This window comes from Nannocystis bainbridge (genome assembly GCF_028368995.1).
Classification (GTDB): domain Bacteria; phylum Myxococcota_A; class Polyangia; order Nannocystales; family Nannocystaceae; genus Nannocystis; species Nannocystis bainbridge.
The window spans coordinates 745308-765421 of record NZ_JAQNDL010000001.1 but is presented as its reverse complement, the minus strand read 5'-3'; the positions used below and the strand labels follow the sequence as shown (position 1 = coordinate 765421).

Annotated in this window: 17 protein-coding genes; 5 read left to right on the top strand and 12 right to left on the bottom strand. The window is 71.1% G+C overall.

Annotated elements, in window-relative coordinates; translation table 11 throughout:
- The first annotated feature begins 4 nt into the window (after nt 1–4).
- The gene (locus POL25_RS03035; protein ID WP_272084276.1) at nt 5–1930 is read left to right on the top strand and encodes a hypothetical protein; all 1926 of its coding nucleotides are present in this window, start codon (nt 5–7) and stop codon (nt 1928–1930) included.
- Between the two features lie 46 nt (nt 1931–1976).
- Here the strand turns inward: POL25_RS03035 and POL25_RS03030 are convergent, their stop codons facing one another.
- From POL25_RS03030 to POL25_RS03015, 4 genes are all read right to left on the bottom strand, one after another.
- Nucleotides 1977–3086: a sensor histidine kinase gene (locus POL25_RS03030; RefSeq protein WP_272084275.1), complete on the bottom strand. Its 1110-nt coding sequence runs from the start codon at nt 3084–3086 to the stop codon at nt 1977–1979.
- Nucleotides 3083–3466 carry a DUF7793 family protein gene (locus tag POL25_RS03025; protein ID WP_272084274.1) on the bottom strand — a complete coding sequence of 128 codons (384 nt, stop codon included), beginning with the start codon at nt 3464–3466 and terminating at the stop codon, nt 3083–3085. Before POL25_RS03025 ends, POL25_RS03030 begins: the two co-directional genes overlap by 4 nt.
- Before the next feature lie 10 nt (nt 3467–3476).
- Nucleotides 3477–3911 carry a DUF7793 family protein gene (locus POL25_RS03020; protein WP_272084273.1) on the bottom strand — a complete coding sequence of 145 codons (435 nt, stop codon included), beginning with the start codon at nt 3909–3911 and terminating at the stop codon, nt 3477–3479.
- A gap of 89 nt (nt 3912–4000) precedes the next feature.
- The gene (locus POL25_RS03015; protein WP_272084272.1) at nt 4001–5470 is read right to left on the bottom strand and encodes an FAD-binding protein; all 1470 of its coding nucleotides are present in this window, start codon (nt 5468–5470) and stop codon (nt 4001–4003) included.
- Between the two features lie 338 nt (nt 5471–5808).
- Between POL25_RS03015 and POL25_RS03010 the strand changes: the two genes are divergently transcribed.
- Both POL25_RS03010 and POL25_RS03005 read left to right on the top strand, forming a co-directional pair.
- Entirely contained in the window at nt 5809–7086 is a 1278-nt protein-coding gene (locus POL25_RS03010; RefSeq protein ID WP_272084271.1) for a cytochrome P450, read from the top strand.
- A 296-nt stretch (nt 7087–7382) separates the two neighbouring features.
- A complete protein-coding gene (locus POL25_RS03005) occupies nt 7383–8624 on the top strand; it encodes a cytochrome P450 (protein WP_272084270.1) in 1242 nt (413 codons plus the stop codon).
- 93 nt (nt 8625–8717) lie between these two features.
- Here POL25_RS03005 and POL25_RS03000 read toward each other — a convergent pair whose 3' ends face one another.
- The 6 genes from POL25_RS03000 to POL25_RS02975 form a co-directional block, all read right to left on the bottom strand.
- On the bottom strand, nt 8718–9437 hold the full coding sequence (locus tag POL25_RS03000; RefSeq protein WP_272084269.1) for an SMI1/KNR4 family protein: 720 nt from the start codon (nt 9435–9437) through the stop codon (nt 8718–8720).
- Nucleotides 9438–9445: 8 nt separating this feature from the next.
- Nucleotides 9446–10621 carry a PAAR-like domain-containing protein gene (locus tag POL25_RS02995; protein ID WP_272084268.1) on the bottom strand — a complete coding sequence of 392 codons (1176 nt, stop codon included), beginning with the start codon at nt 10619–10621 and terminating at the stop codon, nt 9446–9448.
- Nucleotides 10622–10638: 17 nt separating this feature from the next.
- On the bottom strand, nt 10639–11688 hold the full coding sequence (locus tag POL25_RS02990) for a hypothetical protein (protein WP_272084267.1): 1050 nt from the start codon (nt 11686–11688) through the stop codon (nt 10639–10641).
- Between the two features lie 262 nt (nt 11689–11950).
- Nucleotides 11951–12952 (bottom strand): DUF2169 family type VI secretion system accessory protein, encoded by a 1002-nt coding sequence (locus POL25_RS02985; RefSeq protein ID WP_272084266.1) that lies wholly within the window; start codon nt 12950–12952, stop codon nt 11951–11953.
- A 558-nt stretch (nt 12953–13510) separates the two neighbouring features.
- Nucleotides 13511–15937 carry an AAA family ATPase gene (locus POL25_RS02980; protein ID WP_272084265.1) on the bottom strand — a complete coding sequence of 809 codons (2427 nt, stop codon included), beginning with the start codon at nt 15935–15937 and terminating at the stop codon, nt 13511–13513.
- A gap of 136 nt (nt 15938–16073) precedes the next feature.
- On the bottom strand, nt 16074–17273 hold the full coding sequence (locus POL25_RS02975; protein ID WP_272084264.1) for an Imm30 family immunity protein: 1200 nt from the start codon (nt 17271–17273) through the stop codon (nt 16074–16076).
- Between the two features lie 70 nt (nt 17274–17343).
- On the opposite strand from POL25_RS02975, the gene POL25_RS02970 reads away from it, so the two are divergent.
- Nucleotides 17344–17961 carry a gamma carbonic anhydrase family protein gene (locus POL25_RS02970; protein WP_272084263.1) on the top strand — a complete coding sequence of 206 codons (618 nt, stop codon included), beginning with the start codon at nt 17344–17346 and terminating at the stop codon, nt 17959–17961.
- A 180-nt stretch (nt 17962–18141) separates the two neighbouring features.
- Here POL25_RS02970 and POL25_RS02965 read toward each other — a convergent pair whose 3' ends face one another.
- The gene (locus POL25_RS02965; RefSeq protein WP_272084262.1) at nt 18142–18660 is read right to left on the bottom strand and encodes a hypothetical protein; all 519 of its coding nucleotides are present in this window, start codon (nt 18658–18660) and stop codon (nt 18142–18144) included.
- A 68-nt stretch (nt 18661–18728) separates the two neighbouring features.
- Nucleotides 18729–19229, bottom strand: a complete 501-nt coding sequence (locus tag POL25_RS02960) for an Lcl C-terminal domain-containing protein (protein ID WP_272084261.1) — start codon at nt 19227–19229, stop codon at nt 18729–18731.
- A 193-nt stretch (nt 19230–19422) separates the two neighbouring features.
- Between POL25_RS02960 and POL25_RS02955 the strand changes: the two genes are divergently transcribed.
- A complete protein-coding gene (locus POL25_RS02955) occupies nt 19423–20031 on the top strand; it encodes a hypothetical protein (protein WP_272084260.1) in 609 nt (202 codons plus the stop codon).
- Nucleotides 20032–20114 lie beyond the last annotated feature (83 nt).

Genomic DNA, 20114 nt, shown 5'->3' with positions numbered 1-20114 from the left:
GGCCGTGACCCATGCGCCTGCTGCTCGCGACTATCAAGGCCCCGAGGGCGTCCCGGACAAGCCGGGCGCGGCCAAGACGGCGAAGCCGAACACCGACGTCTCGGTCGACGACGTGTTCGGCACCGGCGCGGCCAAACCGCCGCCCGAGGCAGCGAAGCCAGCCGAGGCAGCGAAGCCGCCCGAGGCAACGAAGCCGGCCGCGAAGCCGGGCGATAGCGGCGCGCTGTCGATGGACGACGTGTTCGGCGCTGGCGCCGACACTGGTTCGTCCGAGGCGCCGGCGCGGGGCAGCGAGCCGGCGGGCACGACCACGGCGCGCGACCTCGAGATGGACGACGTGTTCGGCGGCGGCAGCAGCCAGCCCGCGGGCGCTTCGACCGGGCCGACGACGACGGTCTCGACCACGGCGGAGCCGGCGAGCAAGCAGGCCGACGCGCCGGTGGGCAAGCAGAAGCTGCAGAGCCCGAGCGAGCAGATCCTGCAGAAGACGGGCGGCAAGCTGCACACGCGCTTCCGCATCATCAGCAGCCTCCACTACGACGTCGACCGCGTCGAGACGCGCAAGATCAGCCGTAACGAGAACCGCTTCGAGTTCTACTTCGCGTACACGCCGAACAAGCACGTGCAGGTGGTCGGCGAGGTCGACCCGGTGCTGATGGGCACCAACCAGTCGCGCGAGCTCGACGACCTGGCCTCGCAGGTCTACATCCAGCGGTTCCACCTCGAGAGCCGCGCGGCCTACGTCGCCCTCACCGACATCGCCCCCGGCCTCGACATCAAGATCGGGCGCCAGATCGTCGTGTGGGGCACCGCCGACAAGTTCAACCCGACCAACAACATCAACGCCGACGACCTCGAGGATCGGCCGCTGTTCACCGAGCCGATCGCCAACCAGATGGCGGTGATCGACTACTCGCCGCTGCGCGACCGCGACAAGCTCTACTTCCAGGGCGTCTACATCCCGCTGTTCTTCCCGGCGCTGCTGCCCCCGTCGGCGGCCGCCGGCTTGAGGGACCCGTACGCCGAGACGCCGTTCGCCAACGACCGCGAGCTGGCGAAGATCACGTACCTGCAGGATGACTACCTGCCGAAGAACCCCAAGCTGGTGCCGCGGGTGTTCGGCCACGTCGAGATGCCCGAGAACAAGTTCTCCAACGGGCAGTTCGCGTTCAAGATGGGCTCGCGGCTCGGCGAGGTCGACATCAGCGCGTCGTACTACTACGGCCGCCACGACATCCCGCTGCCGGTCGAGGCCAAGACGACGCAGGTCCACGCGCTCAACGATCCGACCGACCCGCCGGACGGCTATCACTTCCGCTCGGACGTGCGCCTCATCTATCCCAAGATGCAGGTCATCGGCCTCGATTTCGCCACCCAGGTGCCGTTCCTCGGCAACATGGGCCTGTGGGGCGAGGCGGCCCTCATCATCCCCGAGGCCAGGCAGTTCACGATCGACCTGCCGCCGTTGCCCGGCGGTGGCGTCGACGTCACGCCGAACGACAACATGGCCAACCCGGAGGCGTTCATCTCCGGCCCGGCGATCAAGAAGCAGCCGTTCATCAAGGCCACCGCCGGGTTCGACTACACCTTCGGCAAGCACGTGTACGTGCAGGCGCAGTACCTGCGCGGCATGATCAACGAGTTCGGCGCCGGCCACATCGGCAACTACATCCTCGGCGGCACCGACCTGATCTTCTTCGGCCGCAAGCTGGTGTTCCGCGCGTTCGGCATGGTCGACCTGCCGGGCAACAACCCGAAGACCAAGGGGCCCTCGGGGGTGATCGCGCCGGCGCTGCTGTTCGCGCCGCCGTGGGGCTACGTCAACTTCGAGCTCGGCAGCTTCGCCCTGCTCGGCGGCGACAAGACCTACTTCGGCCAGCGGGCGACCGGCTCGTCGATCGTCTACTTCAAGATGATCGGCTCGTTCTGAGCTGTGCCTCGGGACATGTCTGCGAGGACATGTCCCGGCGAGCAGGTCAGCGGTGCCGCTCGGGGCCGTCGACCGGCAGGCGCACGCGGAAGGTCGAGCCGCGGCGCAGCTCGCTGGTGACGACGATCGAGCCGCCGAGCAGGTCGCACAGGCGGCGGCTGATGGCCAATCCGAGGCCGGTGCCGCCGAAGCGGCGGGTCGAGGTCTCGTCGACCTGGGTGAAGGCGTCGAAGATGGTCTCGAGCTTGTCGGCGGGGATGCCGATGCCGGTGTCGGCGACGGTGATGTCGACGAAATCGCGGCCGTGCTCGACGTGGTCGCCGGCCGAGAGGGTGATGTCGCCGCCGACGGTGAACTTGTTGGCGTTGCCGAGGATGTTGAGCAGGATCTGCTGCAGCCGCAGCGGGTCGGTGAGGATCTGCGGGCGGCTGACCTGCACGCGCGCGTGCAGCACGTTGCCGGCGTCCTTGACCGAGGGCGCCAGGGTGGTCTGCAGCTCCTGCAGCAGCGTGCGCAGGTCGGTCGTCTCGAGCCGCACGTCGACGCGGCCGGCCTCGATGCGCGCGAGGTCGAGGACGTCCTGGATGAGGTTGAGCAGGTGGCGCGAGGCGACCTGCAGGCGGTCGACGTCGAGGGTCAGCGCGTCCTGGCCGGTCTCGACCAGGTCCTCGCGGATGATCTCGGCGTAGCCGATGATCGCGTTCAGCGGCGTGCGCAGCTCGTGGCTGATGTTGGCGAGGAAGGCGCTCTTGGCCCGGCTGGCGGCCAGCGCCTCGTCGCGCGCGCGCACCAGCGCCTTCATCGTGTGCGACAGCTCCTCGCCCATCATGTTGAGGCCGATCGCCATCGCGTTGATGAGCTCGTCGTTGTCGTCGAGGACCACGGCGCGGCGGTCGTACTCGAGCGCCGCGTAGGCGGTGATGGTGTTGAAGAGCTCCTCCATCTGCCGCTCGGTCCGCTCGCGATAGGCGCGCAGGGCCGCGAGCTCGGCGGCGGCGACGGCCAGGGCGGTCTCGGCGGCGGCCCGCGGGTCGCTGGCGAACGCGGCGGCGTCGGGCGCCAGCGCGGCGGCGGCCCGCAGCAGCGCGGCGATGCGGGCGTCCGGTGGCTCCGCGGCGGGGTCCCGCCCGGGCCGATGGCCTGACGGATCGTTCACACGACCTGCGCTTTGAGCCAGGCGACCGCGTCGCTCTCGGTGTTGAACAGGCGCAGCGGGAACGGCGGCCTGTGGACGTTGGTGTAGAAGTTGCCGAACATGCGGCCGATCTGCGAGTCGATCAGCATCGCCAGCGCCGAGACCTGCTCGGCGGCCTCGGGGCGGACGTAAAAGAGGCGCGCGTCGCGGTCGAGGCCGCGCGAGTCCCGGGTGTCGAGCAGCATCGGCAGCTTGCGACCCTCGGCCAGCTCGACGACGGTGCGCGCGTTCACCTCGGCGTCTTCAAGCGTGTGGGTGGCCGTGGCCAGCACCACGCAGCGCACGATGCCGTCCTCGATCCAGATCCGTTCGGTGCGGGTGACGATCTCTCGCTGGGCCATGGGATCGTCCCTACGACCGCTCGGCAGGGCCCTTGGCGATGAAGCTGCGCAGCCAGGCGGTCGCCTCGTCGACGTCGGCGAACATGCGGAACGGGAAGCGGGTCTTGTTGAGGCCGAGGAAGAAGTTGCCGATCACGCGGCTGACGTTCGAGCGCACCAGCATCGCCACCGCGAGGTTGACCCGCTGGGCCTCGGCGCCGGCGTAGTACTCGCGACATTCGCGGGTCGCCGAGCTCGCGTGGGCGCGCATGTCGAGCAGCAGCGGCCGCGGAATGCCGACGGCCAGCTTGGCCACGGCCTCGACGTTGATGATCGCGTCATCGAGGTCGGCGATGAGGCCGGGTCGCACTTCGCCGATCACGTAACCATCGGGGTGAAGCCACAGCCGTTCGGTACGGGTGTCGATGACGCCGCGGGCGTCACGGGGGATGAACGACTCGCTCATGCGCGCGGTCAGGATAGCGGACCGGCAGGGTGTTGGGTGCACGTTGAATCGCGCCGCGAGCGAGGCCGCGCGCGGCGCCGAGTTCGCCATCACCAAGGGAAGATGCCCTGGCCGGGCGTCAGGGTGTTTTTGGGATCGAAGATCAACTTGCGTGCCAAGAACTGCGGCCAACGGGCGCCGAAGTGGAGGATCCAGTCGGCGAACGACAGCTCGACGCTGCCGATCGAGTAGCGCTTTCCGCCGACTTCACGCACACCCTCGTAGACCGTGCGGTTCTTCTCCACCAGGTCCGCCGCCACCGCAGGGTCCGCCGAGGACGCCCAGCGCAGCAGCGAGAACAGCACGGTCACCTTCTCGTTGGGCAGCGGGATGAACGGCGCGGTCACCTTGGCCCTGGGGAACGGGTAGATGAGCACGGGGCCGTAGCCGACGTCGACGGCCGGGGTCTGGGCGAGGGTCGACTCGATGAAGTCGGCGGCCTCCGAGAGCGGCAGGAAGAAGTCGGTGAGCGGGTGGGGCAGGTACCACTCGCAGGTGAACTTGGTGAACTCGACGATCGGCTCCAGGCGGTTGTAGAAGTCGTAAAGCGGCAGGGTCTCGGCCGTGTCGGTGCCGGGGATGAAATGGAGGCCGGCGATCATGGCGGCGTCATTCGGCGGCGAGCCGGCGTCGAAGTACTTGACGGCCTCGATCGTGAGCACGTAGCTGTCGTCGGGCTGCGGGAAGGCGAGGCCCTCCACGTAGTCGAACCGACCCTCGTTCATCAGCGCGACCTGGTCGGCCAGCAGGGTGGCGACGTCGGCGTAGACGGCGGAGTAGCGGCGCGCCAGCGGCTTGACGGCGATCAGCTTGACGCGCGCCTTGACGATGATGCCGAACTGCCCGAGGCCGCCGCGCACGCTGTTGAAGAGGGTGGCGTTGCTGGTCGGCGAGCACACCTCGAGGTCACCGTCGCCGGTGACGACCCACAGCTCGAGCGCGTTGTCGGCCTGTAGGCCGTGCTGCGGGGTCTGACCGCCGATGCCGCCGACCGAGAGCGTGCCGCCGACGCTGAGGTCGATGTGGTCGGTGAGCACGGGCGGGCTCTTGCCGAGCGGCAGGGTCTGCTGCAGCAGCTCGAACCACCGCACACCGGCGTCGACCACCGCGTCGGTGGCGTTGACGGCGTGGATCTCCGAGAGCCCCGACATGTCGATCACGAGGCCACACTTGGCCTGCGACTGACCCTGCGTGCTGTGGCTGTTGCCGACCATGCTCATCGGCCCGACCTTGATGCAGTGCTTCCGGCAGAACTTGACGGCCTTGCGAACGTCGTCGACCGAGGCGGGCACGAGGACCGCGAGCGGCATGTCGCTGACGATGTGACCCCAGTCGTCGGCCGCGGCGGCGCGGTCGGCTGGGGCGGTCAAGAGCTCGCCGTCGAGGCCAGGGATCGCGATCGCGTCGGCGGCTGCGTCGGTGCAGGCCAGCCAGGCATGGGCCGACGGGCTGAAGGCGAGGACGGGGACGGCGGCCGCGCCGCCACGCAAGAAGGCTCGTCGGGTGCTAGGGATCGTCATTTCGAAAACTCCTCGAGGCTGCTGATGTCGACGCGCGGCGCATATGTCGCCGCGTCGGAACAACGGTATCAGAGCCCCCAACGCGCTGTCCGCGGTGTTTCGTGTGTGCCACTGTCTCATTCGACCGCCACGGTGAACGCGGCGATCACAGCGTGATCTTCGGTACATGTCCTCCAGGACATGTTCGAAAGAGCACGGGCACGTGTCCGTCCAGGGGGGGCCCGGTCCCCCGCTTCGGACTCGGCGGACGCGGACCCGCTTGCACATGCATGGGCGCCCGTGCGCGCGACCGCCGGCGATTGCTCGCAGGCGGGCGAGTCTGGTAACCCCTGGAGGCGATGACCGACGACGCCCGCGTGTCCCCTTCACCTGCTTCCGAGGCCGAGCGCCTCGCCGTCGGCGACCTGTTCCAGCCGTTCTCGCCGGTGTACCAGGAGGACCCGGCGCGCAGCTTCTACGCGGAGGCCCACGCGCGCGCGCCGGTGGCCTACAGCAAGGCGTTCTTCGCCTACCTGGTGACGAGCCACGCGGAGGTCATGCACGTGCTGCGCGACCCGGGGCTGTTCTCGTCGGCGCGCCTGCTCGAGCCGGTGGTGCCGTTCACGCCCGAGCTGCTGGCGCGGCTGCAGCAAGGTACGTTCCCGCTGCCGCCGGGGCTGTTCAACAACGACCCGCCGTCGCACACGCGGGCGCGGCTGCTGTTCTCGAAGGCGTTCACGCCGAACCGGGTGGCGGAGATGGAGCCGCAGATCCGCCGCTTCGCCGGCGAGCTCGCGGCCGAGCTCGCCAGCGGGCAGGGCGAGCTCGAGATGATGCGCGACTTCACGTTCAAGCTGCCGATGCGGGTGATCGCGGCGCTGGTCGGGGTGCCGTACGAGGACATGCCGCAGCTGAAGCTGTGGCAAGACGACTGGTTCAAATTGTACGACCCCGCCCTGGATGAAGCGGCGAAGCTGACCGCGGCCGACGGCTTCCTCGCCTATCAGCGCTACTACGCCGATCTGATCGCCGAGCGCCGGGCCAAGCCGGCCGACGACCTGATCTCGGCGCTGCTGCGCGCGCGCGAGGGCGAGGACGCGTTGTCGACCGAGGAGCTGATCTCGCACCTGGTGGTGCTGCTGTTCGCGGGCTACGAGACGTCGGCCAGCCTGATGGGCTCGCTGCTGTTCGCGCTGCTCGGCGAGCCGTCGCTGTGGCAGCGGGTCGGGGAGGACGCGGCGCTGCTGCAGGCTGCGATCGAGGAGACCCTGCGCATGCATGCGTCGGTGCAGATGGAGCCGCGGCACACGACCCGCGCGACGAGCGTGGGCGGGGTGGAGATCCCGGCCGGCGCGACGGTGATGACGTTCTTCGGGGCGGCCAACTACGACCCGCGCGTGTTCCCCGATCCGCTGCGCTTCGACCTCACCCGCCCGAACGGCGCGCGCCACCTCGGGTTCGGCTGGGGCGTGCACAGCTGCCTCGGCGCGAGCCTGGCCCGGCTCGAGGTCCGCGCGGCGATCCAGGCGCTGCGCGCGGCGCTGCCGAACCTCCGCCTGGCCGAAGGAGCGCGCCGCAGCTACCTGCCGAGCCTGTTCTTCCGCACGCCGGCGGCGGTGCCGGCGGTGCGCGGGTGAACTTTCGGACATGCCCGTGAGGGCATGTCTATCGGGGCATGGGCTTCGGGGCATGTGCTTTGAGACATGTTCTGAAGGGCACATGATGATCGCCAGGAGATAGCGTCGCCGGCGGGAGCGGCGCTCGGGCGGGCGAAGGACGGCGGGGGCGCCGGCGAGGGGCTCCCGCCGAGGTCAGCGGCGACGCTGCGTGCGCCTGTGAGGCCGGCGGCGAGGCGCGCCGGGTTCTGCGGGCTCCCGGGCACGCGCACGGTGGTCGCGTTGCTGCGGCGAGCGCCGCTCGTACCCTGGGCCGCGTGGAGGACGCCATGGACTTCTCGACGGCCCTGTTCTCGCCCGAGGCGGCGAGCGACCCGCACCCGCTGTTCGCCCACATGCGCGAGGCGGCGCCGGTCCATCGATTGCAGCGCTACGGGTGGTGGGCCGTGACGCGCCACGCGGAGGTGGCGAGGATCCTCCGCCAGCCGGAGCTGTTCTCGTCGGACACGGGGCTCGATCGCCTGCGACCGCCGCACATCGACGCGCGCGCGTGGCAGGAGCTGGAGCGCGCGCGTGGGCCGAGCATGTTCAACGCGGACCCGCCGGAGCACACGCGGCTGCGCAAGCTGGTCAGCGCCGCGTTCACGCCGCGGGCGATGACGCTGCTGGCGAGACGGGTGCAGCAGGTCGCGAGCGGGCTGGTCGATGCGATCTTGCAACGCGAGCAATTCGACGTGGTATCGGACCTGGCGATCCCGCTGCCGGTGACGGTGATCGCGGAGATGCTGGGGGTCGATGCGGCGCGCGGGGCGGAGTTCAAGCGCTGGAGCGATGATCTGCTGACGCTGGCGAAGGTGACGCGGGAGCAATGCGCGTCGCGGCAGGAGTCGGTGCGGCTGGTGGCGAGCCGACGCGATCTTTTCGCATACCTGCAGGCGATGATCGCGGCGCGCCGCGAGCGGCCGCGCGACGACCTGATCAGCCTGCTGGTCCGCGCGGAGAGCGAGGACGGAGCGCTCACCGCCGGGGAGGTGCTCGGGACGGCGGTGCTGCTGCTGGTGGCAGGCAACGAGACGACGACCAATGTGATCGCCACAGGGACGCACCTGCTGCTCGAGCACCCGGAGGTGCTGGAGGAGCTGCGCGCCGATCCTGGGCTGGTGCCGCCGTTCATCGAGGAGGTGCTGCGCTACGACGGGCCGGCGACGATGCTGTTCCGCCGCACGAGGGCGGCGGTCGAGGTGGCGGGGACGCAGTTGGCAGCGGGCGAGCTGGTGCTGCTGCTGCTGAGCGCGGCGAACCGCGACCCGCGACAATTCCCGGAGCCCGATCGCTTCGACATTCACCGCGATACCCGCGGTCACCTGGCGTTCGGGCAGGGGATCCACTTCTGCGTGGGGGCGCCGCTGTCCCGGCTGGAAGGCAAGATCGCGTTCACGGAGCTGATCGGCCGCTTGCCGGCGTTCGCCCGGGCGGAAGGCCGCGCGGACTGGAACGATTACTCGAGCCTACGAGGGCTGCGCTCGCTGCCGCTACGCTGGGAGCGGCGGGCGGCGTGACGAAGGGACCATGCCGTCAACGACGGGACGCGATGATGCGGGCGAGGCCGCCTTCAGAGCGTGCGTGGTTAGCGGTCGAGGCTTCGCATCGCTTCACGGTTGTCCAGGATCGATCACGACCTCGAGGTCCGTCTCCCTGGCGATGACGCCGAGGATCCGGCGCATGGTACCTGCATTCGCGGCGGCGAGCCGGAAGAACAGGATCTTCTCCGGTTCTTCTCTCGGGGTGACGCTGCAGATCATGGCGGCGTCTGTGCGATCGAAAATTCCGCAGAAATCTCCGGAGGGGACGGGCTGCTCGAAGTTCAAGGCGTTCATTGCCTGATCGAGGCGGGCTCGCACGTCCGCCCGGTGGGATTTGAAGCTGCCCTTGCATGATGCTGGCAAGGCGTCGAGCCGGAAGTTCAGCATCGCTTTCCAGGCGAGTTGCTCACGGAAGGTCTCGAAGTCGAGCTGTATGAGCGGGTCTCCGATGCCCCGACTCAGCACGAGCGCGTCACCCCGCATCGGGCGAGCGAGATCGTACCAGGTATGCATGGGGACCACCGGATCGTCTTCATAACCGATCAGGAGGTAACGAGGATCCGGACTGCGGAGCTCTTCTCGATAGCAAGCGAGGATGCGGGCGGCGGAGAAGTCGACGCTGGCGTAGCCGAGCGCTCCCATGTTGCGCCCCATCCGCGCGAGGAACCAGCGATAGAAGTCGGGGAGCGGACGCCCGGCGAGGGCCTCGATCTCGCGGATCTCCGCCGTCGAAGCTCCCTCCCACCCGAGATCGATGCCAGGCATGAGCCGGGCGAGGAAGCGTTCCATTTCATCTTCTACGGGGTGCATCGACAGACCTGCGAACCGGGTGATTGGTGATCGCACTTGGGAGCGCGTTCGTCCGGGCAAAGCAACATCGTCAGCATCACCTGACAGGTGCCACAGGGCGGTACGGCATCTTCCCCGCCGAAGTAACCGAGCTTTCGCCTGCCGCCTGGCCTGGAACGGAAGTGGACCAGCACGCGAGACTTCGGGCCGGTGGGACTGGACCAGCGTTCGGTGAGACCCACGGGTCGGGCACCGTGGATCAGTGCCAGCACGACGGCTTTCTGAGCGGCGCAGGAGCCTGGCGGATAGAAGGGTTCGCCCGCGTCCTTCTCTTTTTGCTGCTCCGTCCTCGTCGCGTCCTTGAGCTCCTTGCGGGCTTTCCAGGCGCGACTCGCCTCGCCAAGGTTCTTCCACATGTCCTGGAACTGCTCGCGTCGTTCGTCGCCGACGAGCGACTCGAACGCGAACAGCCGCTCCGGAACGGGGGTGTGCCACTCTTTCGAGAGTTCCTGGTGAAGCTCGGGGATCTGTCCGCCCGAGTTGGCGGCGTAGACGAAATCGTCCTTGCAGCGGACGACGCCCAGCATCGTCCCGCGCACCTTGATCTTCTTCGCCCGCGCCGCCGTGGCCGCGGCCTGGAAGGTGCTGGCGTCGGCCCTGGTGTCGGCGGTCTCCTCGAGCCGCGCCGCGTCGCCGTGGGACTTGTGGCAGAGGGCGCATTGTTCGTCGCCGACGAGGGCGACGAGGCCGGTCGGTTGGACCAGGCCGAGCAGCGTGGCGGCGTTCGGCGGGCTGCCGCTCGGGCCGCAGTTGTTGAGCATCGGGTCGCTGAGCAGGTGGACGTTCTTGCCCTCGACCTTGACGTCGAGCGAGCCGGGGCCGACGAAGCGGGCCGGGCCCTCGACGTTCGCCGAGACGATGCCGCCGCCGGTGGCCTTGCTGGCGAGGTCGCCGATGGACTTGAAGGTCGCGCCCTTGATGGCGACCTTGCAGCCGTCGAAGGTGACCTTCTTTGAAAAATCCTTGGGCGAGTTGCCGGACTTGGCGATGTTGGGCAGCGGGGTCGGGACGAACGGGGCGGGCGGGCCCGGCATCTTGCACACGTTGGGCACGGTGGCGGCGGCGATGCCGTTGCTGCCGGTGGTGACGGGCGTCTTGGGCGGGTTGACGGAGATGCTGGACATCGGGACCTCGAGGCGTCTCAGGGGCCCGCGGGGCGCTGGAGGAGCAGGGCGCCGCGGAGGCCGCCGTCGGAGCCGGCGGTGATCATGACCCGCGGGCCGGAGGCGTAGCTGCGGCGGAAAGATTGCACCCCGAGGATGGCGGCGAGGGGCACCGTCGCCGCGCCCACGTCGCCCCAGCGATCGGCGGGGGCGTCGTATTGCAGCGATTTCCACAGCTCGGCGGTGCGCAGGGCCACGAAGCCCCATTCCTCGCTGCGGTAGCGCTCGCCGTTGATGTCGTTGTAGAGGGTGTCGATGCGCTCGTCGGGCAGGCGCAGGTCACTGGCGGCGCCGACGACGGCGTCGCGCATGCCCTCGCCGAAGGTGCCGGTGTCGCTGGTGCGCAGGTGGGCCTCGCGGGCAGTCCGGGCGCCGCGCACGAGGGCGAGGGCCGGCAGGCGCAGGCGCCGGCGCAGCTCGGGGCTGGCCAGGGCGAGGCAGCCGGCGGCCTCGCCGGGGATGAAGCCGCTGCGCACACCGGGCTGGGCGCAGCGGCGCTGGTCCTCCAGCCACAACAGAGTGTCGGCGTGCAGCCAGCTGTCGACGCCGGCGATCCAGCACAGGGCGTCGGGATCGGCGGCGACGATGCGGGCGGCGTGCTCGACGGCCTGGACGGCGCCGGCGTGGCCGTGGCCGGCGACCCGAGCTTCGGCAGCCACGCCCAGGCGTCGCAGGCAGGCCAGAGCGAGGCCGAGGAGCTCGGCGGCCTCGCGCTTGTCGAAGCCGGGGCGAGCCTCGGGGAGGGCGAGCAGGAGGTGCTGCGGGCCGGCATGCGGGGCGCCGCGGGCGAGGGTGCGGGCGACCTCGGCGAGCGCGCTGGCGAGCAGCGGTACGAGCCGGGGATTGCCCTCGAGCAGCGGGTCGATGCGCGAGTCGGCGGCGGCGACCAGGGGGGCGCCGTCGGGGGTGGCGAACGGATATTCGCTGCAGCGGGCGATGCCGGCCCGTACGGCGGCGGCGCTGCTGATCGCGTCGTGACCGACGGGGGTGCGCGCGCCGATGGCGACGACTTCGAGCCGCGCGTTCACGCGGCACCTCGCGGGGCGAGGGCGAGGCGTGACGGGACCGCGCGGTCAGGGCTGGGCGGCGCGTTCACGCGGCACCTCGGTGTTCGCGGGGCGAGGGCGAGGCGTGACGGTAGCGCGCGGTCAGGGCTGGGCGGCGCGTACATGCGGCACCTTGGTGTTCGCGGCGCGAGTGACCCGAGCGCGCTGTCAGGGCTGGGCGGCGCGTTCATGCGGGATCTCGGAGCGGGCAGTGACGGGGCCTCGCCGTCGGCGATCGGCGCGTTCATGCGGCACCTCGGTGTTCGCGGATCTCCGTGACGTCGAGGTAGTCGGCGTCGGGCGCCGCGACGCGCAGGCAGCTCTGCCACACCAGCGACAGGCGGCGCTCCTCGGGCTCGAGGATCAGGGCGGTCAGCCGCGAGGGCTGCTCCTGGCGGCGCGCGCCGAAGCGGGTGGTGAAGGCGAGGGCGACGCGGGGGACCTCGACGCGGAGAATGCCCTCGGGGGTCATGTTGTGCAGCTCGACGCGCTCGCCGAGGACGGGGCCGGCGGCGCGCTGGTCGGCGGGGGCGCTCATGGCGAATTCAGGGTCGTAGTCGGCGGGCAGCAGCGGGCGCCGGGTCTGCTCCCAGCGGGCGTCGTAGGTGCCGGCGAGCTGGCGGCGCGGCGACCAGGACGGATCGACGGGGCCGAAGCCGGCCGGGCCTGCGTCGGCGGGATCGCCGTCGGGATATTCGATGGCGTGCGCGAGCTGGCCGGCGCGGGTCAGCGAGCGGCGCACGAAGCCGCGACCGACCGGGTTGCGCTCGTCCATGCGCTGGCGGGCCGGGTCGGGGTCGGCGGTGTCGAAGCCGCCAAAGGCGTATTCGTAGCGAATGGGGGCTGTCGAGAATGGCTCCGGCGCGGACAGGCCGACGCCCAGCGAATCATAGGTGCGCTCGCCGTGGACCCGCAATTGCTTGGTCAGGGCGCCGACGCGCAGGGTCACGGGGACGGCGGTCGCCGGGCGGCCGCCGGGGGCGTGGGCGTGGGCGATCGCCAGCACGTCGGTGCCGGGCTTGGGCGCGAGCAGGTCGGAGTCGTGACGCAGGCTGGAGGCGCCCGGATCGCCGAAATACTCGGGGGCGAGCACGGGCTCGGGCTGCACGTCGGCGAGCACGGCGCGGCCCTGCGGGCTCACGTCGAAGGTGGCCTTGACGGCGACGATCCACCAGTGCACCCCGTCCTTGTCGCGCGCCCAGTTGCGGGCCGCGGCGTAGCCGGTGCGATTGTCCAGAGCCCACATGTCCGCGCAGGGTAGCACGGCCGGTCGGCAGGGCGCGGGCGGGTTCGCTCGGGGGCGCGAGGAACGAGGATCGAGTCGGCGAATCGGCGATCGGCGGCGGTTGTCGTGGTGGGGGATCGAGACGCGGAGCGGGGGCCCCGGGAGGCTATCGATAGGGCGTGTGCTCGCAATGGGCGTAGGCGCGCAGAGCGAGGGAGTGATGGCATGAGCGCGCCGTGCGGGTTGGTTTGGAGGGACCTGCTGCTGACAATGGGGCCGCGGCGTCGCGCTCGCGGGCGCGCGGCTCGCTCGGGCCGTCGCGGTGCGAAGGGCACGGGGGCGAGGCACGGCGAGTTCGAGGCGCGAGCCGCGGTCTCGCATCGGTGGACCGAAACACCGCGGCCGGGCCCCGGGCACCTCGCGGCCGGTCCCCGGGGGCGCTGGTGGAGCCCCGGACCAGCATGTCCGTTCGGACATGCGCGTTCGGACATGCTCGTTCGCACATGCGCGTTTGCACATGCTCGTTCAGGCATGCGCGAACGGGCATGTCCGCGGGGATATGCTGCCCTGGTGGGGCGCTCAGGAGCGCGACGGGGTGGCGAGCCGGCGCAGGCGGGCGATCCGGCGCTCGACGCGGCCGTAGATGGTGCGCTCGGGGTAGCGGAACGCGTCGATGGCGTCGTCGTCGGGCTCGGTCGCGGTGCCGGCCGGTTCGCCGAGGATGAGCTCGACGCCCTCCTCGACGGTGCTGATGGGCCAGATGAAGAAGCGGCCCTGGGCGATCGCCTCGAGCACGTCCTCGCCGAGCACGAGGTTGCGGACGTTGCTCTCGGGGATGATGACGCCCTGAGTGCCGGTCAGGGCGTGGGCGCGGCAGACCTCGAAGAAGCCCTCGATCTTCTCGTTGACGCCGCCGACCGGGAGCACGCGGCCGCGCTGGTCGACGCTGCCGGTGATGCCGATGTCCTGGCGCGCGGGCATGCCCGACAGGCTCGAGAGGATGGCGAACAGCTCGGCGGTCGAGGCCGAGTCGCCCTCGATAGGGGTGTAGGTCTGCTCGAACACCACCGAGGCGCCGAAGCTGAGCGGGAAGTCGCGAGCGAACCGGTCGTGCAGGTAGCCGCTGAGGATCAGCACGCCCTTGGAGTGGATCGGGCCCGACATCTCGACCTCGCGCTCGATGTTGAGCGGGCCGTGGCTGCCGGCGTAGGTGACGGCGGTGACGCGGCTGGGGCGGCCGACCGACTGGAAGCCGTCGCTGACGACCGCGAGGCCGTTGATCTGGCCGACGCTGTGGCCCGAGACCTCGACGCGGATGAGGCCGTAGCGGTGGAGGTCGAGCAGGCGGTCGCGCATCTGCCCCTGGCGGTCGGCCATCAGGCGGAACGCGGCGCGCAGGTGCTCCTCGGTCAGCTCGTCGGCTCCCGTGGCGAGCGAGGTCGCCTCGGTGATGAGGTCGCTGAGCAGGCCGAGGTTGGTGGTGAGGCGGTGCTGGTCCTCGGCCAGGCGGGCGCCGTACTGCATCAGGAACGCGACGGCGCTGCGCGAGCAGCGAGACAGGCCGCGGTTCGAGGCCAGCCAGGCGGCGACGCCGGGGTAGACGCGCAGACCTTCCTCGAAGGACATGTCGTCCTCGAAGTCGGCCCGGATCTTGAAGAGCCGGCTGAACTCGGGGTCGAGCTCCTGTAGCTGGTGGATGAGGTCGGGGTCGGCGACCAGCACGACCTTGACGTCGAGGTCGACCGGCTGGATCCGCAGGCTCGGGCCCTCGTCCTCCTCGTGCGGCTGGATCGCGCGCGCGAGCAGGCAGGCCTTGAGGTGCTCGTAGACGGCCTCGCGCTTGACCAGCGCCTCGGCGTCGATGATGAGGAAGCCGCCGTTGGCGCGGTGCAGGTCGCCGGCGAGGATCGTGCCGGGCTCGGGGTAGCGGCTGTCGTTGGAGCCGGCGACGACGCGGCCGAACAGGCCGGAGAGGGTGACGTTCTGCGCGTGCACGATCGGCGCGACGTCCTCGGGGCGGCTGGCGACGAGCAGCGTCGGCACGACCAGGCCGGGCGGCAGCGGCACGCTCGTCAGCGGCAGGTGGTGGCCCTCTTCGAGGTGATAGACCTGCTGCAGGTGCTCGTGCAGCCGCTGGCTGTACTGGCGCACCTGCTCGGTCGGCAGGGCGCGCTCGGGCACGGCGGCGAAGCTGGCGGCGATGTTGTTGCGCAGGGCGGCCCGCTGGCGCTGCAGCAGGGTCTGCTGGATCTCCGCCTCGAGCAGCGCCAGCTGACGCTGGGTCTCCTCGACGTGCGGGCGCACGGCCTCGATCGCGTCGAGCACCTGGCGGTTGAGCCGGGCGTCGGCCTCGGCCTCGCTGGCGTCGGCGTCGTCGGCCTCGCTCGTGGTCTTGGACTCGGCCGCGGCGTCGCCCTCCGCGGCGTCGTCGTCGTCGTCGTCGTCGTCGTCGTCGTCGAGCGGGACGAAATCGAAGCCTTCGTCGCCGGCGACCAGGCCGAGGCCGTGTTCGGCGGCGATCTTGCTGAGCTGGTCGTGGATCTTGCGCTCGGCGGCGCTCTGCTCGCGGTGGATCTCGACCTGCAGGCGGTGGCGGACGCGGCCCTCGAACACCTCGTGCACGGCGGCCTCGAGGCGGGCGTGCAGCTCCTCCATGGCGCGCACGAAGGCCGGACCTGCCCCTGCGGGCAGGAACGCCGGGACAGGTTCGAGCGGCCAGCGTGGGTTGACGAGCAGGACCAGGTCGCGCGGGGCGGGGCGGCGGCGGGCCTCCTCGCGGGCGAGGGCGACCGCGGTGAAGGTGCGGCCGGTGCCGCGGCGGCCGACGACGGCGACGTTGAAGCCGGGGGCGCGCTCGGCGAGGCCGCGGCGGAGGGCCATGGCGGCGCGGTTCTGCGGGGCGATCCGCAGGTCGAGCACGAGCTCCGACGGGCCCTCGGGCAGAGCGTCCTCGCGGACCGACACGGTGCACTGCTCGGGACCGAGCGGGGCGACCTGACGAGTCACGACGGGATCGGCCGGGGCCGCGGGCGGGCTCAGCCGGACAGTGGACGAAGACACGCCCACGTCCGGGGCGCCGCGAGCGGCGCGACCGGAGCGAGGGCGTGGTGACTTGGGACCCGGGCGGGAGCGCGAGGGCATCTCAGCTCGCCGGCGTCGGCTCGGGCGCCTTGTCGGCGACGGGGGCGTCACCACCGAGCGCGGTGACCGTGCGGGCGACGTTCTGCCGCTGGTCGGCGTCGGTGTCGGGGTGCTCGCTGAGCTCGCGGAGGATCTGCAGCATCAGCGTGCGGGTCTCGGGCGGCCCGTTGTTGATGATCTGCTCGAACTGCGCGGTGCAATCGTCCTCGTCGCCGCGGGTGCGGAGGATCCGGATGACGCAGGTGTAGGCCCACTCCGGCGCGCGGTGGTAGAGCGACGGCAGGCCGCCCAGGAGCACGGCCAGGTACTGGTCGAAGTTCTCCAGGACGTAGAGGATGTTCCAGTAGACGCCGTGCGGGTCGTTGTCCTCGAGCAGGTCGAGCAGGCGCGGCAGCACGGCCGGGTCGTCGATCTGCTCGAGCAGCTCGACCAGCGGCGGCAGCTCCTCGCGGATCTCGGTCTCGGTGCCGAACTGCGCGAGGTGGTGGACCCGCTGGAGCAAAGCGCCGAGGTTCTCGAGGCTGGGGGGCGGCGGCTCGTCGTCGAACTCGTCGTCCTCCTCGGCGATCTCCAGCACGCTCTTCTTGCGCTCGGCCGGCGGGACCGCGGGCTGGAGCCCGAGCGGGGACTGCGAGGCGGGGGGCGCGCGCGACAGGATGGACTCGTCGAGCTCGTTGCCACGGCGGGCCGGGGGGGCCTGGACGGCGACGACGGCGTCGTCGTCGTCGGAATCGGCCTCGACCTCGTCGATCTCCTCCTCGGCGGCCTCGACCGCGTCCTCGTCCTCGTCCTCGAGGTCGGGCTCGGGGGCCTTGGCCGGCTTGCGCGCGGGCTTGGCGACCTCGGCGGGCTTCTTGGCGGCCTTGGCCGGGACCTTGGCCTTGGGCTCGGCCTTGGGCTCGGCCTTGGGCTCAGCCTTGGCTGGCTTGACCGGGGCCTTGGCGACCTTGGTGGTCTTCGGCTCCTCGGCCGCCTTGGCCTTGGCCTTCACCCGGGTCGCCTTGGCGACGGCCTTGGCAGGCTTGGCAGCCTTGGCGGGCTTTTCGGCGGGCTTCGCGGCGGCGACCTTCTTGGCCGCTGCGGGGGCCTTCTTGGTCACGGCCGGCTTGGCGCCGGCCTTGGCCTTGGCGCTGGTGCTCTTGGCGGCCGTGGCCTTGCTGGTGGCCTTTTTGGCGGGTTTGGATCGCGTCGACGCTGCCACGGGGCTTTTCTACGCGATCGTACGCGGGGATGGCAAGCCCTCGAGCGAGACGGGTAGACTCCGGGCCCTCATGGCGTCGCGAACAGTGGTGGATTCGGTCGCGTGCGTGGATGCTCCGCCGGCGGGCGCCGCGGCGGCCGAGGACCGCGCCAGCGCGCTCCGGGCCCGGTTTCCCGGGGCGATCGTCGAGCGCTATCTCGACCGCGCGCCCGCGGTGGGCGAGCGGGTCCGCATCGCCGCGGGCGCGGCCGTGATCGGCGACGTGCTGCTCGCCGACGACGTGAGCGTCTGGTACGGCTGCGTCCTGCGCGGCGACGTGAACCGCGTCGAGATCCGCGAGCGCAGCAATGTGCAGGACGGGACGGTGATCCACCTCGGCGATCGCGATCCCACCTTCGTCGCCGAGGAGGTCGTGATCGGCCACCGGGCGGTCGTGCACGGCTGCCGGATCGGCGGCGGGACGCTGGTCGGGATCCAGGCGACCATCCTCGACGGGGCGGTGATCGGCGAGGGCTCGATCGTCGGCGCCGGAGCGCTGGTCACCGCCGGCACGGTGGTGCCGCCGCACTCGCTGGTGCTCGGCGCACCCGGCAAGGTGATCCGCACGCTGACGGCGGCCGACGAGGCGATGCACCGTGGTCTGGCGCACAAGTACGTGCGCCTGGCTACCAACTATCGCGTCGGCTGAGCGCCGGACGCGCCGCGGAGGCGCGAGGTCGATCGCCTGGCCGTCGGCGATCTGCAGGCGCGAGGTCGATCGCCCGGAGGGTCGTCACTCTGGCTCGCGGTCGATCGCCGTGACGGCGAGGGGCGGTTCGAGGTCGATCGCCAGGGCGGTGAGCGGCCTGAGGTCGATCGGCGAGGGCGATCAGCCGGTGGTGCTGCTCGAGGTCGAGCCGGTGGTGTCGCCGGTCGTGGTGGTGTCGCCGGTCGTGGTGTCGCCGGTCGTGGTGGCGCCGGTCGTGGTGGCGCCGGTCGAGGTCGTGGTGGTGTCGTCGCTCGTGGTGGGATCGCCGGTCGTGGTTTCGCCGGTGCTGACCCCGAGGTCAGGTGGTTCGCAGACGCCGTCGGCGGTGCGGCAGCGCAGGTCGCCGCAGCACGACTGGTGATCGAAGCACCAGCGCGTCAGATCGAGCGCGTCGATGCAGGCGGTCTCGTCGGTGCACTCGGCCGGGCCGCGCTCGCCGCCCAGCTCGCCGGTGGTGGGGCCGTAGGCGGCGACGCAGATCGCGTCGGTGTCGCAGTCGCCGCTCACCATGCAGCCGGTCGTGCTCGAGCTGCCCGCGCCGGCCGTGGTGCCGGGGCCGGCCGCGTCGCCGTCGGTCACCGCCGGCAAGGACGGCGGGCCACAGGCGACGAGGGCGAGGACGACGGCGAGGCGACGCACGCGGAGGACGATAGCAGGCGGGAGCGCGCGGCTCGAACGGGGCGCGCGCGGAAGGACCGGCGGGGCGGTCACGGCTCGAACACGCAGCGGACGCGGAACGGCTTGCGATCGCGCGGGATGGTGGTCTCCTGGCCCGATTTCGGGTCGACGATCCAGGCCTGGGCGGTGTCCTCGGCGAAGGCGGTGCGGGTCCAGTGGAAGCCTTCGGCCTGCGCGAGGTCGGCGATCTCGCCGAAGCGCTTGACCTCGAGGCGGTCAGGCAGGCGCCAGTGCTTGAAGCCGCCGAGCTCGAGGTCGCGGCAGTGGGTCTCGCCGGCCGGCTGCAGCAGATCGGGGCAGGGGTGGCCCGTGTCGCAGCGCTGGACGTAGAGCGGCAGCTTGCGGTCGGGCAGGAGCGCGGCGCCCTCGGGCGGCGGGGGCGGCTTGAGCTTGGGCTCGGCGAACGGGGCGGCCTTGGCCGGCGGCTCGGAGGCCTTGGCCGGCGGCTCGGCCGGCGCAGGGGCAGGCTTGGCCGCTTCGGAGCCGCAAGCGCCCAGGAGGACGAGGACGAGGAGCGGTCGCGCGATCACGGGTGCAGGGTAATCAAGGTCGGGGTCGATGGGGCAGCAAGACGAGGGGGCGAAATCGCTCGACTGGGGAGCCGCGCGGGCCCTCGCCGAACCGGCCGCGCGAGGCGGCGAGGTCGCGGGACGAGCCCAGGGACGAGGTCGCGGCCGAGCGGGGCGAGCGGTCGCTGCGGAGAGTTGAGGTATGGTCGCGGGGATGATCGGTCGAGCGATCGCGCTGCTGGGGGCGCTGACGGGCGAGCCGGCGAGCGCCGAGGTGTCGACGGGTGAATCGTCGAGCGCGCCGCTGGCGGTCGAGAGCGCCGCGGCGTCGGTCGTGGTGGTGAACGCCGATTATTCGCAGGCGCCCGGGGTCGAGGTGCCGCCGGCGATCGAGCCGCGGCTGGCGGAGCTGGCGGCGGCGTTCCACCAGGCGACCGGCAAGCCGTTGATGATCACGGACGGGACGCGGCGACCCGAGGTGCAGGCGGAGCTGATGCTGCGCAACCTCGAGCGCGGGGACGATGTGGTCCGCAACTACGCCAACAAGTCGGCGGCCAGGGCGGTCGTGGAGGCGTACGCGACGGCACGGACAGCAGGGCGAGCGGCGGCGCTGGCGGCCTTGACCGCGGTGATCCAGGCCCAGGTGGCAGCGGGTGATTTCGTGTCGAAGCACCTGCGCGAGGGGGCGGTCGATGTCCGCTGCCACGGGCTCGAGAAGCGCGAGCGGGCGATCCTGAAGCGGCTGGCCAAGGCGCGCGGGATCGCGGTGGTCGACGAGAGCCGCACGAGCACGCCGCATTATCATTTGAACTTCGTGCGGTGAGCGGTCGTGTCTCTGGGGACATGCACATGGGGGCATGTCCTGATGGACCTGTGGTGAAGGACATGTCCATCGAGACATGTCCC